General features: G+C 71.0%; 18 protein-coding genes. 9 read left to right on the top strand and 9 right to left on the bottom strand.

Annotated elements, in window-relative coordinates; genetic code table 11:
- The first annotated feature begins 66 nt into the window (after window positions 1-66).
- Window positions 67-276: a hypothetical protein gene (locus ACZ6S6_RS08560; RefSeq protein WP_362954864.1), complete on the top strand. Its 210-nt coding sequence runs from the start codon at window positions 67-69 to the stop codon at window positions 274-276.
- Between the two features lie 21 nt (window positions 277-297).
- On the opposite strand, the gene ACZ6S6_RS08555 is transcribed toward ACZ6S6_RS08560, so the two are convergent.
- From ACZ6S6_RS08555 to zapE, 3 genes are all read right to left on the bottom strand, one after another.
- On the bottom strand, window positions 298-1,179 hold the full coding sequence (locus ACZ6S6_RS08555) for a polysaccharide deacetylase family protein (protein WP_469704427.1): 882 nt from the start codon (window positions 1,177-1,179) through the stop codon (window positions 298-300).
- A 132-nt stretch (window positions 1,180-1,311) separates the two neighbouring features.
- Window positions 1,312-1,737, bottom strand: a complete 426-nt coding sequence (locus ACZ6S6_RS08550; RefSeq protein ID WP_124285482.1) for an OsmC family protein — start codon at window positions 1,735-1,737, stop codon at window positions 1,312-1,314.
- A gap of 84 nt (window positions 1,738-1,821) precedes the next feature.
- Window positions 1,822-2,913, bottom strand: a complete 1,092-nt coding sequence (gene zapE / locus ACZ6S6_RS08545) for a cell division protein ZapE (RefSeq protein ID WP_362954860.1) — start codon at window positions 2,911-2,913, stop codon at window positions 1,822-1,824.
- A gap of 36 nt (window positions 2,914-2,949) precedes the next feature.
- On the opposite strand from zapE, the gene ACZ6S6_RS08540 reads away from it, so the two are divergent.
- From ACZ6S6_RS08540 to msrB, 4 genes are all read left to right on the top strand, one after another.
- Window positions 2,950-3,714, top strand: a complete 765-nt coding sequence (locus ACZ6S6_RS08540; protein ID WP_469704426.1) for a pyrimidine reductase family protein — start codon at window positions 2,950-2,952, stop codon at window positions 3,712-3,714.
- A 147-nt stretch (window positions 3,715-3,861) separates the two neighbouring features.
- Window positions 3,862-4,314 (top strand): indole-3-glycerol phosphate synthase, encoded by a 453-nt coding sequence (locus ACZ6S6_RS08535; protein WP_362954857.1) that lies wholly within the window; start codon window positions 3,862-3,864, stop codon window positions 4,312-4,314.
- 67 nt (window positions 4,315-4,381) lie between these two features.
- Complete coding sequence (gene murC / locus ACZ6S6_RS08530) at window positions 4,382-5,776, top strand: UDP-N-acetylmuramate--L-alanine ligase (RefSeq protein ID WP_362954855.1); 1,395 nt, start codon at window positions 4,382-4,384, stop codon at window positions 5,774-5,776.
- Between the two features lie 10 nt (window positions 5,777-5,786).
- Window positions 5,787-6,191, top strand: a complete 405-nt coding sequence (gene msrB, locus ACZ6S6_RS08525; protein WP_362954854.1) for a peptide-methionine (R)-S-oxide reductase MsrB — start codon at window positions 5,787-5,789, stop codon at window positions 6,189-6,191.
- A gap of 39 nt (window positions 6,192-6,230) precedes the next feature.
- On the opposite strand, the gene ACZ6S6_RS08520 is transcribed toward msrB, so the two are convergent.
- Together ACZ6S6_RS08520 and ACZ6S6_RS08515 are read right to left on the bottom strand one after the other, a co-directional pair.
- Complete coding sequence (locus tag ACZ6S6_RS08520) at window positions 6,231-6,692, bottom strand: hypothetical protein (RefSeq protein WP_362954852.1); 462 nt, start codon at window positions 6,690-6,692, stop codon at window positions 6,231-6,233.
- A gap of 136 nt (window positions 6,693-6,828) precedes the next feature.
- The gene (locus ACZ6S6_RS08515) at window positions 6,829-9,282 is read right to left on the bottom strand and encodes a GTPase-associated protein 1-related protein (RefSeq protein WP_469704425.1); all 2,454 of its coding nucleotides are present in this window, start codon (window positions 9,280-9,282) and stop codon (window positions 6,829-6,831) included.
- A gap of 203 nt (window positions 9,283-9,485) precedes the next feature.
- Between ACZ6S6_RS08515 and ACZ6S6_RS08510 the strand changes: the two genes are divergently transcribed.
- Both ACZ6S6_RS08510 and ACZ6S6_RS08505 read left to right on the top strand, forming a co-directional pair.
- Window positions 9,486-10,055, top strand: a complete 570-nt coding sequence (locus tag ACZ6S6_RS08510; RefSeq protein WP_469704424.1) for a hypothetical protein — start codon at window positions 9,486-9,488, stop codon at window positions 10,053-10,055.
- Window positions 10,056-10,608: 553 nt separating this feature from the next.
- Window positions 10,609-11,100, top strand: coding sequence for a hypothetical protein (locus ACZ6S6_RS08505; RefSeq protein ID WP_362954847.1), 492 nt, complete (start codon window positions 10,609-10,611; stop codon window positions 11,098-11,100).
- Window positions 11,101-11,197: 97 nt separating this feature from the next.
- Here ACZ6S6_RS08505 and ACZ6S6_RS08500 read toward each other — a convergent pair whose 3' ends face one another.
- Together ACZ6S6_RS08500 and ACZ6S6_RS08495 are read right to left on the bottom strand one after the other, a co-directional pair.
- Window positions 11,198-11,443, bottom strand: a complete 246-nt coding sequence (locus tag ACZ6S6_RS08500) for a DUF397 domain-containing protein (protein WP_362954845.1) — start codon at window positions 11,441-11,443, stop codon at window positions 11,198-11,200.
- Entirely contained in the window at window positions 11,440-12,303 is an 864-nt protein-coding gene (locus ACZ6S6_RS08495; RefSeq protein ID WP_362954843.1) for a helix-turn-helix domain-containing protein, read from the bottom strand. The genes ACZ6S6_RS08500 and ACZ6S6_RS08495 overlap by 4 nt, the downstream gene beginning before the upstream one ends.
- Window positions 12,304-12,457: 154 nt before the next feature.
- Here ACZ6S6_RS08495 and ACZ6S6_RS08490 point away from each other — a divergent pair, with 154 nt between their 5' ends.
- Window positions 12,458-12,919: an ATP-binding protein gene (locus ACZ6S6_RS08490; RefSeq protein ID WP_362954842.1), complete on the top strand. Its 462-nt coding sequence runs from the start codon at window positions 12,458-12,460 to the stop codon at window positions 12,917-12,919.
- Between the two features lie 25 nt (window positions 12,920-12,944).
- Here ACZ6S6_RS08490 and ACZ6S6_RS08485 read toward each other — a convergent pair whose 3' ends face one another.
- Entirely contained in the window at window positions 12,945-13,565 is a 621-nt protein-coding gene (locus ACZ6S6_RS08485) for an L-threonylcarbamoyladenylate synthase (RefSeq protein ID WP_469704423.1), read from the bottom strand.
- A gap of 231 nt (window positions 13,566-13,796) precedes the next feature.
- On the opposite strand from ACZ6S6_RS08485, the gene ACZ6S6_RS08480 reads away from it, so the two are divergent.
- Window positions 13,797-14,249 carry a MarR family winged helix-turn-helix transcriptional regulator gene (locus ACZ6S6_RS08480; RefSeq protein ID WP_362954838.1) on the top strand — a complete coding sequence of 151 codons (453 nt, stop codon included), beginning with the start codon at window positions 13,797-13,799 and terminating at the stop codon, window positions 14,247-14,249.
- A 95-nt stretch (window positions 14,250-14,344) separates the two neighbouring features.
- Here the strand turns inward: ACZ6S6_RS08480 and ACZ6S6_RS08475 are convergent, their stop codons facing one another.
- Entirely contained in the window at window positions 14,345-14,866 is a 522-nt protein-coding gene (locus tag ACZ6S6_RS08475; protein WP_469704422.1) for an SET domain-containing protein, read from the bottom strand.
- Window positions 14,867-14,952 lie beyond the last annotated feature (86 nt).

The following is a 14,952-nucleotide window of genomic DNA, read 5'->3' as shown; positions in this document are numbered from 1 at the left end:
CGGCGCCGCGGCCGTCGCGGTCGCCTGCAAGCTCACTTCCGTACGCGGCTGAGTAGGCTCGTCCCCATGGATCAGGGTGCGCATGAAGGTGTGAACGAGAGCGCGGACGCCCCGTACCGCGAGGCGCCGGCCGTGTCCGTGGCGGCCGGCGGGCCCCCGTTCGCGGAGTGCGTGCTGTGCCGGAAGCCGACCGAGTACCCCGAGTCGGTCAAGGGCATCACGTTCTGCCCGGTCTGCGAATGGCAGGAGGCCCAGCGCTCGGCCTGCTCGGGCTGACGCGTCGGGCCCGAGCGGTGCTCAGCCGGGCATCAGGTCGGACACCTTCACGAAGCGGTAGCCGCGCCTGCGCAGCTCCGGCACCACCTGGCTGACCGCCTGATCCGTGACCGGCGCAGCGCTGCGGGTGCAGTGCATGACGACCAGCGAACCGGGCTTCACCCCGTCGAGCGTCTGCTCCGCCACCGCGTCCGCGTCCGTCGCGAAGGCGTCGCCGCTGACGACGTCCCACTGCACCGCCGTCACCTTCTGCGCCCCGAGCGCGCGCAGCGAGGCGTCGTCGTAGCAGCCGCCGGGGAAGCGGAAGTACGGCACCACATTGCGGGCGCCGGTCTTCCGGATCGCGCCGAAGGCCCGCTGTACCTCGCCGCCGATCGCTTCCTTCCCCAGGGTCGGCAGCCCGTAGCAGGGCGACGTGAAGGCGTAGTGGCTGTACGAGTGGTTGGCGATCTCGAAGAGCGGGTCCGTGCCGATGGAGCGGGCCTGCGAGGGGTACTCCTCGGCCCACCTGCCGGTCATGAAGACGGTCGCGGGCACCTTCAGCCGGCGCAGCAGGGCGATCAGCTTCGGGTTGTCGAAGTGCTCGCCCCCGGCCGCGCGCGGCCCCTCGTCGGCCGTCATGTCGGCGTCGAAGGTGAGCGCGACGACCTTGTCGGTGCTCTTCGGCCCGCGTGTGAGGACGCGGGCCAGGCCGCCGGGGCCGGGGGCCATGTTGGGCGGCTTGCTCGCGGCGGGGGACGCGCTCGTCGCGGCTCCGGAGGGAGTCGCCGGGGCGGCCGCGGGTCTGTCACCGGGGGAGGCCTCGGAGCCACCGGCGCCACCCGTGCCGCCGGAGGCCCCGGAGCTTCCGCAGGCGGCGAGGGCTCCTCCCATTACCACTCCCAGAACGGTCATGGTCGTCATTTTCCGTACAGAAGTTGTCATTGGCGGAAAATAACTGATCAACCGTCACCGATTGTCCTGCGGCGCTCCTGCGCCGTGCGGCGACCCCCGGACGGCGGGTGGACGCGTCCACCCGCCGTCCGGGGCAGCGGCTCAGGCGAGCGACGCGGTGAGCGTGATCGTCGTGCCCGTCAGAGCCTGGCTGACCGGGCAGTTCGCCTTCGCGTCCTCGGCCGCCTTGACGAAGCCCGCCTCGTCGAGACCGGGCACCTCGCCCTCGACGGTGAGGTGGATACCGGTGATACCGGTACCCGGCTGGAAGGTGACCTCGGCCTGGGTGTTCAGCCGGGTGGGCGGGGTGCCGGCCGTGGCCAGACCGTTGGACAGTGCCATGGAGAAGCAGCTGGAGTGGGCCGCGGCGATGAGCTCCTCCGGGCTGGTCTTGCCGTTCGCCTTCTCCGCGCGGGACGGCCAGGAGACGGGGTACTCCCCGATCCCCGAGGAATCGAGGGTGACGACGCCCTTGCCCTCGATCAGGTTGCCTTCCCAGACCGTGTGCGCCTGACGCGTGGTAGCCATGCTGGATCCCTTCAAACGGAATGCGCGGTTGTACGGGAGTGGCGGGGCACTCCTTCGTGCCCGGCCGGTGTCACGCCCCCGAACCTACTGCGCCACCAGTCCCTTTGCGTCACGCGCCAGTGCCGTCAGCCGGGAGATTGCCCGGAAGTACTTCTTCCGGTACCCGCCGTTCAGCATCTCCTCGCTGAACAGCCGGTCGAACGGCAGCCCGGAGGCGAGTACCGGGACCTCCCGGTCGTACAGCCGGTCCGCGAGCACCACGAGCCGCAGCGCGGTCGACTGGTCGGGCACCGGCCGCACCTCGGTGAGGCACACGGCCCGCAGACCGTCCGTCAGCGCGCCGTACCGGCTCGGATGGACGCGGGCCAGATGGTCGAGCAGTGCGGGGAAGTCGTCCAGGCTGGCGCCCTCGGTCGCGTACGCGGCCCTGGTGACCTGCTCCTCCGAGAACGGCGGCGGGGCGTCGGGCAGACCGCGGTGCCGGTAGTCCTGGCCGTCGATGCGCAACGGGCGGAAGTGCGCGGACAGCCCCTGGATCTCCCGCAGGAAGTCGGCCGAGGCGAACCGGCCCTCGCCGAGCTTGCCCGGCAGCGTGTTGGAGGTCGCGGCGAGCGCCACCCCCGCCTCGACCAGCCGGCTCAGCAGCGAGGAGACCAGCACCGTGTCACCCGGGTCGTCGAGCTCGAACTCGTCGATGCACAGCAACCGGTGCCCGCTCAGCGTCCGCACGGTCTGCTGGAAGCCGAGCGCACCCACCAGGTTTGTCAGCTCGACGAAGGTCCCGAAGGCCTTCAGAGCGGGTGCGGCGGGCGTGGCGTGCCAGAGCGAGGCGAGCAGGTGGGTCTTGCCGACCCCGTAGCCGCCGTCGAGGTAGACCCCGCGCGGCGCGCGGCTCGGCTCGGCCTTCTTGCCGAACCACTTGCGCTTGCGCTCACCGCTGGCGTGCGCCCCGCCCAGCCCGGCGGCGAAGTCCCCGAGGACCTTGACCGCCTCGATCTGGCTCGGCTGGTCCGGGTCGGGGACGTACGTATCGAAGCGCACCGAGTCGAAGCGCGGCGGCGGCACCATCTCGGCGACCAGCCGGTCGGCGGGGACGCGCGGTTCGAGGGCGCACAGGGACAGCGGGGCCGTTTCGGCTATGGGGCTGGGCCCCGGCACGGCATGAGAGGCGGACACAACTGTCTAGCTTACGGCCGTGCCAGACTGCGGAACATGCGACGCCTGTTCCCTGTGACCGACCTGACAGCGGCCGACGACCGAGGTGAGTGGAGCCTCGACGCTCTCGCCGACGCCTACGCCTACCCCGACACGGACGGCTCCTGGCTGCGCGCCAACATGGTGTCGACGCTCGACGGGGCCGCCCAGCACGACGGCCGCTCGCAGCCGGTCTCCTGCGCGAGCGACATGCGGATCTTCGGCACCCTGCGGGGGCTCGCGGACGTGGTGATCGCGGGCGCGCAGACGGTACGGCTGGAGGGGTACCGGCCCGCCCGCGCCCGGGAGGCCTTCGCGGTCCGGCGGGCGGCGGCCGGCCAGGGGCCCGCCCCGGCGGTCGCCGTGGTGAGCGGCAGCCTGGATCTGGACTTCTCGCTGCCGCTCTTCGTCTCGCCGCTGGTCCCGACGCTCGTGCTGACCGGCGCGGGGGCGCCCCCGGACCGGATCGCGGCGGCCCGCGCGGCGGGTGCGGAGGTGGTGATCGCGGGGGAGGGGTCGCGGGTGGACCCCGCCAGGGCCGTACGGGAGCTGGCCGACCGGGGCCTCAAGCGGCTGCTGACGGAGGGCGGGCCCAGACTGCTCGGTCAGTTCGTGGCGGCGGGTGTGCTGGACGAGATGTGTCTGACGCTGGCGCCGATGCTGACCGCCGGGGACGCCCAGCGGATCGCGGGCGGTCCCTCGGTGGCGGTGCCGGAACGATTCGCCCTGGCGGCGGTGCTGGAGGAGGCCGGGTTCCTCTTCTCTCGATACCGTCGAATCTGACAATCAGCGGAATATACCGTTCCGGTTAGCGTTCGGTGGGCAGAATGGAACGCGGACCCCGTGCGAGCACGGGGAAGGATGGTTTCAGCAGTGGCCGGCGACGGTCACTGAAGCAGAAGGGCGCCTGTGGTGTTCACCAGCGTTTTGATGATCGAGAAGCCCCTCACTTCCGAGGACGTCGAGTTCGTCACCACCCTGCACGGGGAGGAGCAGATCTCCTTTGTCGTGCTGATGCAGCCACGTGGCGACCAGGCGGATGTGCTGTTGCGGGCCATCGACGACCTGGCGATGGGCGAACTGAAGGAAGCGGCCCGCGAGAGCGAGGAACCGGAGGGCAAGAACGCCAGGGCCTCCGCCGAACTCGCGCTCGAAGTGTCCCTGGAGGCCCTGCGGCAGTCGGGATCACAAGCCGTCGGGCAGGTGATCGAGACCCACCCCCTGGACAAGCTCACGTCCGTGGTCCAGGACTCGGACGCGGACGAGGTCATCGTGCTGACCGCGCCGCACTACGTCGAGGAGTTCTTCCACCGCGACTGGGCGTCCCGCGCCCGGCACAAGGTCGGCGTACCGGTGCTCAAGCTCTTCGCGCACAGCGAATAGGCTGACCCTGCGGTCCGGGTTGGCCCTCGGCCGCGACTCGAAACCACACCCGAACGCAGGAGCACAGATGGCACCCGGCATCCCCGCCGCCATGGAACGGCCGCACTTCATCGGCATCGGCGGCGCCGGAATGTCGGGCATCGCGAAGATCCTCGCCAGGCGCGGCGCGAAGGTCGCGGGCAGCGACTCCAAGGAGTCCGCGACCGCCGAGGCCCTGCGCACGCTGGGGGCGACCGTCCACATCGGGCACGCCGCCGGGCACCTGGCGGACGACGCCACCTGTGTCGTCGTCTCCAGTGCCATCCGCGCCGACAACCCGGAGCTGGTGCGCGCCGGTGATCTCTCGATCCCCGTCGTGCACCGCTCCGACGCGCTCGCCTCGCTGATGGAGGGGCTGCGGGCCATCGCCGTCGCGGGCACCCACGGCAAGACGACCACCACATCGATGCTGGCCGTCGCCCTGACCGAGCTGGGCCTCGACCCCTCGTACGCGATCGGCGGCGACCTGGCCGGACCCGGCACCAACGCCGCGCACGGCGAGGGCGCGATCTTCGTCGCCGAGGCGGACGAGAGCGACCGCAGCTTCCAGAAGTACGACCCCGAGGTCGCGATCGTCCTCAACGTCGAGCTGGACCACCACGCGAACTACGCCTCGATGGACGAGATCTACGACTCCTTCGAGACCTTCGTCGGCAAGGTCGTCCCCGACGGCACCCTGGTCGTCTCCGCCGACCAGTCCGGCGCCGTCGAGCTGACCCGCCGGGTGCGCGACCAGTCCGCGCTGAACGTCGTCACCTACGGCGAGGCGGCGGACGCCGACGTACGCGTCCACAAGATCACCCAGCGCGGCCTGACCAGCGAGGTCACGGTCGTCCTCAACGGGAAGTACCTCACCTTCACCGTCTCCGTCCCCGGCCGCCACTACGCGCTCAACGCGGTCGCCGCCCTCGCCGCCGGAGTCGCCCTCGGCATCCCGGCGCACAACCTGGCCTCGGCCCTCGGCAAGTACACCGGGGTCAAGCGCCGCCTCCAGCTCAAGGGCGAGGCGGCCGGCGTCCAGGTCATCGACAGCTACGCGCACCACCCCACCGAGATGACCGCCGACCTCGAAGCGATGCGCGGTGCCGCCTCCGAAGCCCGCCTCCTGGTCGTCTTCCAGCCCCACCTGTTCTCCCGCACCCAGGAGCTCGGCACCGAGATGGGCCAGGCCCTCGCGCTGGCCGACGCCTCCGTGGTGCTGGACATCTACCCGGCCCGCGAGGACCCGATCCCCGGCATCACCAGCACCCTGATCATCGACGCCGCGCGGGCCGCCGGCGCCGATGTCACCGCCGTCCACGACAAGGCGGCGGTCCCCGAGGCCATCGCGGGAATGGCGAAGCCCGGCGATCTCGTTCTCACCATGGGAGCGGGCGACGTCACCGACCTCGGCCCGCAGATCCTGGACCACCTGTCGAGCTGAGGGAGCCACCGTGCCGTACGACATCGACAAGCCGGACGAGGAGTGGCGGGCGGAGCTGTCCCCCGCCGAGTACGCGGTGCTGCGCCAGGCCGGCACCGAGCCCGCCTTCGTCGGCGAGTACACCGACACCAGGACGACGGGCGTCTACTCCTGCCGCGCCTGTGACGCGGAGCTGTTCCGCTCCGACACCAAATTCGAGTCGCACTGCGGCTGGCCGTCCTTCTACGACCCGAAGGACACCGACGCGGTCGAACTCGTCCAGGACCGCGCCCACGGCATGGTCCGCACCGAGGTCCGCTGCGCCCGCTGCGGCTCGCACCTGGGCCACGTCTTCGAGGGCGAGGGCTACCCGACCCCGACGGACCAGCGCTACTGCATCAACTCGATCTCACTGCGGCTGACCCCCGACGCCTGACGCCGGGGCCCCGCCACGAGGAGGACCGACGCGCTCGCGTCAGTCCTCCTCCGGCGTCTCGGGCTTCAGCAGCGGGTGCACCACACCGGGGAAGACCCGGGCCCGCACGACCTCCTCGGCCGAACCGCCCTGGATCACCGTCTCCGCCACGCCCCAGGGGCGCCCCGGCAGTTCGACGAGCAGCGTGTACGAGGCCGGGCAGCCGGTGCACTCGTACCGGTCGACCCAGGTCTCCACCTCCGTGGCGCTCCCCGGATACCGCGCCACGTGCCGGTGCTGGGCGTGACACCGCTCACACGTCTCGCCGGGCTCGCACGTACCGCCGCACGGGCACGGCAGGTCGAGGGACTCGGCGGGGCGCCAGCGCTGGACGAGGACGGCCTCACGCGTGGCGCCCATGTCCTTCATCGCCTTGAGATTGCGGGCCGCCACGTTGTACGACTCACCGGTCGCGGCCATCCGGTCCCGGATCACGTCCTTGCGCCCGCGGTTCGTCGTCATGTTGTTCCTCCTGGGGGTTCACGCAGCCCGCCAGGAGGCCCACGAGATCGGTAAGGACCAAGGTACCCGGCGGCGCGCACGACCCGCGACACACGCGGGCGCGGAACGGGGCGGACAGGGGCGGGCGGGTGCCGGTTCAGCCGCGCCGGACGCGGCCCGCGAGCCGCCTGCCCAGCCGGCCCAGGGTGCCCTGGCTCCGTCGGTTCCAGTCCCGGAAGGCCTCCGCCCGGCCGCTGCTGCCGGAGCGCCCGACGGCCTCCTCGACGGCCGCCACCCCCTCGGCGGACAGCGCGCGCACCGCGGGGCGCAGCACCTCCTCCAGCAGGGCGGCGGTGGTCCGGCTCCACTCGGCCCCCGCGTGCGGGTGGGCCGTCCACACGGCGAAGCAGCCGGCCGCGTAGCCGGGATCGGCCGCCAGCCTGGCCCGTACGTCGGGGCCGTGCGCGGCCCGGTCGTACGCGGCGATGAGATCCGCGTCGCCGCTGTGCGCGAGGGCGTACAGCTCGGCCTCCGGCCCGTCCGGGGCGAGCAGCCGGTCGGCCAGGGCGCCGAACGCGTGGCCGAGCACCCCCGGCTCCACCGGCTCGGCGCCCGGCCGCAGCGCGCGGACCCGCTCCGCCCAGTCCGGCTCCGCCGACCCGGACCGCAGCTCGCGGGCGAACTCCAGAAGGAGCAGGGCCCCACGCGCCCGGCCGCCGATCTCCTGCGGGAAGCCGCGCAGCAGGTCGTGGGCGAGCTGGGGCGCCTGCTCGTCGTCGGCGGGGGCGTTCAGCGCCGCGGCGACCAGGTGCGACCAGGTGCCGGCCGTCCGGTGCGTGTCCGATGTCGCGGCCTCCAGCAGCAGCCGGGCCTCGCCCACCGTCGGAGCGCTCTCCTCCCACACCAGGCCCACCGCCGTCCGCAGCACCAGCGGCTCAGCGAACGGCGACATCCCGGCGGCCCGCAGCACCCGCTGCACCGCCCCCACCCGGTCGGCGCCGCAGCCCGCCTTGGCCTCGGGCGCCTCGGCGCACATCCGCAGGTGCGGCAGCAGCTGCGTACCGGTGAACGGCAGCGCCACCCGGCCCAGCAGCCGTTCCGCCCCGGCGGGGTCCTCCGGCGCGATCCGGTCCAGTGCGCCGAGCAGCGCCGTACGGACGTCGAACTGCTCGTCCATCAGCTCCAGCAGCGCGGGCGCCCAGCCCGGTGCGTCCTGCGCGTCCGCGAGGAGGGCGGGCGCCAGCCGCCGTACGACGCCGGGCAGCAGCTCCGCGCAGTCCATGCCGAGCAGCCGGGCCACCCGCAGCAACTGCACGGTCCGGGCCACGTCCAGCCCGACACCCGCGCCGCTCAGCTCGGTCAGGATCTCCGGACCCAGCACGGCGGCGACGGCGGCGCCCTCCGGACCGCTGAAAGCCGTGCGGCCTGGCAGCTCCACGGAGCCGTTCCCGCCGCGAACCGCCTCGGTCACCAGCATCGCGGCGAGCGGGGCGGTGGTCGCCGCGGGGGAGCGGCCGTCCAGCGCGGCGAACAGCCGCCCCGCGGCGTCGAATTCGGCCCCGGTGCGGTCGTCGACCCCCGCCGCGGTCAGCGCGTCGACCAGCTGCCGGGTGCGCTTCGCGTCCAGTGCGTAGGGCCGCTCGGCGGCCCAGCCGGCGGCGGCGGCCCGCTCGTTCGGCCCCAGCGCGATGCCCGCGCACAGGGCGGTCACGGCCACCGGACCGGCGGCGAACGGCTCCCCGGGCAGCTCGGCCGCCTCCCGGAACAGCTCCGGCGTACGGCTGCGCCAGATCCGGGCCGCGGTCACGGCCCAGGCGTCGTCCACCGTCCCCTCCGGGCGCGGACCGGTGCAGGTGTGCACACGGAACCCGGGACCGGACAGCTCGTGCGTGTCCTGCGGCAGAACGCCGACGATTGCCTGCGGGGCGCGGTGCGGGTGGCGGGTGTACGTGGTGAAGGTCAGCCGCTCGGCGCTCTCCTGGGGCAGCACGGCCGCGGCCAGCGCGATCCACCGGGCCACATCCGCGCTCTGCCGCTCGACGAGCACGACCTTCGACGGCTCGGCGGTCTCGCTCAGCCGGCGCAGATCGGCCAGGACGCCCGCGAGCCAGGGACCGCGGGAGACCGCGAAGTCGTTGAGCCCCTCACGTTCACCGGTGCGTCCCGTGGCGACGGAGAGCATGGTGACCGGATCGACCGCCGGCACCCGGTCCGGTGTCGCGGCGGCCCAGCGGGCCGACCGGCAGGCGGTGATCGGTAGCATTCCGCCCGGCAGCCGGGTGCCGGCGGGGAGATGGACCGCATGGGCGTGGAAGCGCAGGGACGACAGCTGCGCGGTGCGGACCGGCACGGTACGGGCCAGCAGATGGCTGCCGTCGGACAGGACACTGAAGCTCAACGATTCGGGGAGTGCGCGCAGCGCGTTGTCGGTGACCTGCCGAGGGGTGCCGGCCGGCGGCTCGTACGCCAGGAGCGGGCCGGCCTCGGTCAGCGCCGACGCGGGTACCGCCGCGTCAACCGCACTGAAACGGGCGGGTATCTCCGCGTCCTCGCCGCTCTCCGGTCCGTCCCCGGCCGTTGCGGAGGTGTAGTGCAACTGCGCGAGGCTCATGCGTTGGCTCTCTTCGTCCCTGCCATGAATGTCCCCTGCCACCCGCACCCGCCGTCCCGTGGTGGCAGAGCCGACCCGGCAGAGCGACGACCCCGGCGGGGAGAGTTCCGCAGTCGCTGGGGCGACGCTATCAAGGACCCGCGTGCCCTTGCGGCGAGAAGCCGCCCTTGCCGCCGAGGTGTGAGCGCTCGCAGAGTGTGGGAATGATCCTCCCCTTCACCCACGACGGTGAGACCGGCAGCGTGACCGTGACCCTTGAACAGGTCGATGATCCGCTGACGATCGGTAAGCACCCTGCCTCACAGGGGTTTCCGTGCTGCACCTCCACCGTGTCCTATCCCGGCAGGGGATACCGGGCAATGTTCGGCTGGGTCCAGTTCGTCCGGTCCACGGACAACACCACCGGTGGCGCCGGCTTCGACATGGACCCGTTCATCCTCTTCGAGGACGCGCCTTCCCCGTACGCCTTCTTCGGCCATAACCCGACCCTGTTCGACGCCCCGTCACGGGTCGAACGCCGGTCCCTGGCCTGGCTCGCGCACAGCTTTCTGGCGCACACGCCCCTGGACCGTGAACAGCGCTGCGTGCTGCCGCTGACCGGCTTCTCCTGGGGCTTCGACATCGATGCCGCGGGCGACATCACCGTCCGGCCGGCGGCGGCCCTGACCGCCGCCGACTGGGACGAGCACCTGCCGTACCTCGGCAACAGCCATCCCGCCTGGGAGTTCGACAAGTGGCAGGCGGAGACGCTCAGCCCTGAACCGCGTACGTGACGAAGTTTGTCCAGGAGGTGGGGCGGGGGAGAGGGCGAGTCGGGGGCCCTCTTCGACCTTGAAGGGGCGCTGTCTACTCCGCTTCGTTCCTGGCCAAGGCCGTGAGCACGTGATCCAACTCATTCGGCATCACAGCAACAAAGAGGGTCCCCTCGACGGAGGCGTATTCAACGATCCTGCACCGATCGTTGATCCTCGACGCTTCGCGCCGCGAAGGTGAACGCACGCTGACCTGCTCAACCAGCGCTCAACCCGAGTGCCCATGCCCTCAGTAGCCTGGCGCTGCCGCTCACCGTTCTGTACGGCGCTGCTCGCCGGAACGGCGTGGTGCGTGTGTGTGGGGCCTCGCGGGGTCGGCCGAGGCCGTCACGCCCCTGCCGGCCCCTCGTCGACAGGGGGTGCCATCCAGCCAGCCTTTGACGCGTGCATGGCAAGTTGTCGGTTTCTGTGGGACCTTCCATGACGTGCCCGGAGCCGTGTCATCCCCCCTCACCACGGACGCGGACGGGTCTGCACTCAACACCCCCACACATGCGTGGCAAGAAGGAGTGACATGAGGCTCACACCGAAACTCTTGTGCGTCACCGCCCTGGCCTTCGCGGTCACCACCGGCGCGTCCGCCGCGGCCAGCGCGGGCCCCGCGGCCTCGCAGCGGGTCGACGGCAGCATCGCGGCCGCGGGCAGCACCTGTACGTGGACCGACGCGACCGCCACCGCGGACCCGCCCGCCGGTCTGACCATCGACCACGCCACCATCAACAGCAGCCTGAGCTGCACCGGCGGCACGAGCGCCACCCTCAACAACGACCCGGCCGTCACCTTCGACGACGCGGCGGGCACGGCGACGTCCGACCTCATCGACATCACGGTGAAGCAGTCCATCGTCACCTGCAGCTACAAGGCGACGAACGTCGGGTGGACCCGTGACGGGTCCACCCGCGCCTACCAGAACCAGGCGTTCACCGCGTCAAAGAGCTCCGGCAGCTTCCTCTGCCCTGGCTCGTTCTCCGCCGAACCCGGCTCCGCCTCGCTGAGCTTCCACTGACACACGCACCGCGCCGACCTCGCGCCGCCGCCGACGAAGCCTCGTCGGCGGCGGCGCCCGCGTGCGGGGTCACACGCGACGCTCGCCGTGACCAGGCTCAGCCCTGGACCGCGTACGTGACGAAGTTCGTCCAGGAGGCGGGGGAGAGGGCGAGTTGGGGGCCCTCTTCGACCTTGGAGTCCCGGATGTGGACGGTGGTGGGGCAGGTGGCGACCTCTACGCAGGAGTCGCCAGAGCCGCCGCTGTAGCTGGACTTGTGCCAGGACAGGGCGACTTCGACGCAGGAGTCGCCGGAGCCGCTGCTGTAGCTGCTCTTGAACCAGGACAGTTCTGTGGTGCTCATAATGCTCCTCGCATCCGCCGCAACAGGCTCACGGAGTCCTTCAGTGAGAGAGCCTGCGAACGCATCCTGGCATATCGCATTTGGAGCATGCTGACGACTTTGGACTCCGAGATGAACTGGCCGCTCTCCTGCCCTTCGCAGTAGCCGAACCACCGGTTCTCAGGTGTCTCCAGAAGCTGCATGGGGCCGTGCAGCCCCGCGTGACTCTCGCGTACCAGCGGCATGATCTGAATCTCGATGTTCCGGAGCGAGGACAGTTCCAACAGGTGCTCGATCAGTCCGGCGGCCACGGCGTCGCCGCCCGTCCTGCGCAGCAGGAGGTGTTCCTCCAGGATGAAGCTGTAGGCGGTGTTGGGCCGCTTCCGTAGCAGTTCCTGCCGTTCCAGCCGGGCGGCGAGGTGCGCCTCGATCTGGTCATCGCCCAGCGGCGGAAGCTGCTCGACGAACAGCGTCCGCGCGTATGCCTCCGTCTGCAACAGACCTGGCACCAACCGGCATTCGTACGTGTTCAGCGCGATCGCGTCCTGTTCCAGCCGTGCCCACTGGCGGAACCAGCTCGCCAGGCCCGGCCGCCGCGACAGATGCTTTGCCGCCGCCCTCAGTACCCCCAACGCGTCGAGCACGACCTCGGCCCGCTCCACGAACGTCGGCGGTGGGAATCGGCGGCCCTGCTCGATCGAGGCGACCATCGGCAGCGAGTAGCTCACCAGTGGGGCGAACTCCTCCTGGGTGAGGCCGGCCCGTTTGCGCAGGACCTTGAGCACCTCCCCGAACGCCTTGAGACTGTCCGAGGACTCGGGCTCACCGCAGGCCCCCGTCAGTCCACCCGTACCACCCGTACCGCCCGTACCATCGGCCATGTGCGGCCACCTTCCGTGCGCTCGTCCCCGGTCCGCAACCCGTCCATGGTCACGCATCGTCACGCACACTGTCCACTCTCCGTACCCGTACGCTGACTTACCGTACGGGTTCTGTGGCTGGTCGCACGAGTCCCGGCCGAGCACGCTGTCCCGCATGGAAGCATCCGTCACCCCCCACCGGCCGCGCACCGAGAGGCTGTTCGTGCAGCGGTTCAGCTCCACACCCCGAGGGGCGCGGCTCGCCCGCAGGCTCGCTGTTCATCAGCTGCACGTCTGGGGCATCCCGTACCGCTCGGACGTATCCGACACCGCCGCGCTGCTGGTGTCCGAGTTGGCAGCCAACGCGGCGACGCACGGCCGCGTACCGGGAAGAGACTTCGAACTGCTGCTGGGTATGGCCGCCGGGAGTCCGGAGACGCTCGGCACCCTCCGGATCGAGGTCTCCGACACCCGGGGCGAGTGCCGCCCGCCGGGCCCCGGGGAGGTCGTGAAACCGCCGCCCGGGTCCGTCGGCGGGTATGGACTGGTGCTGGTCGAGGCGCTGGCGGACCGGTGGGTGGTGCTGGAGCGCCTACCGGGAAAGACGGTCGCCGTGGAACTGGACCTGTTGTGCTGAACCGGGCCGCCGCCCCGTCAGGTCCTTACTCGAAGCGGGAGGTGTCGCCCGCTCCCCGGCGTACGATCTCCATCTCGCCGCTGGAGAAGTCGATGACGGTGGTCGGCTCCGTGCCGCAGTCGCCGGAGTCGACCACGATGTCCACCTCGTGGTCGAGGCGCTCCTTGATCTCCCACCCCTGGGTCATCGGCTCCTCCTCGTCGGGCAGGAGCAGGGTGCTGGAGAGCAGCGGCTCGCCGAGTTCCTCCAGGAGGGCCTGGACGACGGCGTGGTCGGGGATGCGGACGCCGACGGTCTTCTTCTTCGGGTGCAGCAGCTGACGCGGCACCTCCTTCGTCGCCGGAAGGATGAAGGTGTACTGACCGGGCGTCGCCGCCTTGATCGCGCGGAACACGTCGTTGTCGATGTGCACGAACTGCCCGAGCTGGGCGAAGTTCTGACACATGAGCGTGAAGTGGTGGCGGTCGTCGAGGTTGCGGATCGAGCGGATGCGGGAGATGCCGTCACGGCTGCCGAGCTGACACCCCAGCGCGTAACAGGAGTCCGTCGGGTACGCGACGAGCGCGCCCGAGCGGATGCTTTCGGCCACGCCGGTGATGGTGCGCGGCTGGGGGTTTTCGGGGTGTACATCGAAATACTTCGCCATTCGGCGAGTCTAAGGCCGCGGCGGTGGTCCGACCCGGAAGCGGATCGTTCCGCCCTCGCGGGAACGGGGCGACCTGTTCGGGTGGCGAGGGCAAGCGATGTGTACCATGCATTCGCAGTGTGTTATACACACGCAGTGCAGTATGCATACAATCCGTGGTATATCTGTACAGAGAGGTGGCCTTCCCGGCAGGGAGGCAGGCCCCGCACCCGCAGTCGAAGGAAGCCTCGCGTGGACATGCCCGTGGACCGGATCGAGTTCGAGACCATGCTTCTCGGCCGCCATATGAATCTGCTCGCTTCCAGGGGAGACGGCCGGCTCGACCGGAGCGCCTACATTCTCCTCAGCCGCATCCAGGTCGAGGGCCCGATGTCCATCGGTGACCTCCGGGACGCCTTCGGTCTGGACGCCTCCACGCTGAACCGGCAGACCGCCGCCATGCTGCGGGCCGGTGTCGTCGAGCGCATTCCCGACCCGGAGGGCGGCATCGCCCGGAAGTTCGTCATCACGGAGGAGGGCGCGCGGCGCCTGGACCGTGACCGGTCGGAGAACCTGGAGGGCCTCGGCACGCTGCTGGCCGACTGGACCCCCGAGGAGGCGAGCCAGCTCGCGGACAACCTCGCCCGGCTCAACCGCGACATCGAACGCCTCGACGGGCGGCCCTGGCCGCGGGACAACTCCTAGGCCGACCGGCCGCTTTGGGGGGGCGTCGTCGCGGGGCTGGGCGCGCACACCTGCGGCGTTGTCGCCGATCACCGACTCCCCTGAGCTTGTTTTTTTTAACGTCCGTCACCGTTTGCAAGGGCGCGGATCCGGTCGCGCAGTGGCGGGGACCAGTGGCCTGCGTAGGCGTGCTGGAGGTTGGGCAGTCGCCAGTCCGCGCCGGTGATTGTGTTGCGGCAGGCGGTGGTGCCGCAGCGGCACGTCATGGTCCAGGGCTCGTAGCCGGTGTGGGTGGCGTAGTCGACGGTGAGTTCCTCACCGGGAGACAGCGGGCGGCGAGCGGTGAGGGTGGTGGCGTCCGCGTGCCACAGGGTCGGGTCGCAGGAGTGGTTGCCGTAGCGGACCGGGTGGGCGGGATCGAGGAGAAGGTGGCCTCCCGGTTCGACGGTGAGGCTGCTGTAGGGGGGCGTAAGAGCCGCGAGAGCCATGTCGTCGATGAGGGCGCCGCCGAGGCGCATCACCACGGTGCCGGCGGGGATGTCGGTTGTGGCGTAGAGGCCTTTGCCCTCAATCGGTGACGAGCGGATTTCGGCAGTTGGCAGCAGCCAGGAGGCCGTGGGGTGGCGTTGGGCGCTCATACACAGACAGTACGGGCGACCACGAATCCAGTAACAGGCATTCTGCGCTGTACGAGGCCGACCGGTCGAGATGAGCGTCGGTACGA

Source organism: Streptomyces sp. NPDC048671 (genome assembly GCF_055587045.1).
The sequence above is the reverse complement of the archived record's forward strand: the minus strand, read 5'-3'. Positions and strand labels throughout refer to the sequence as shown.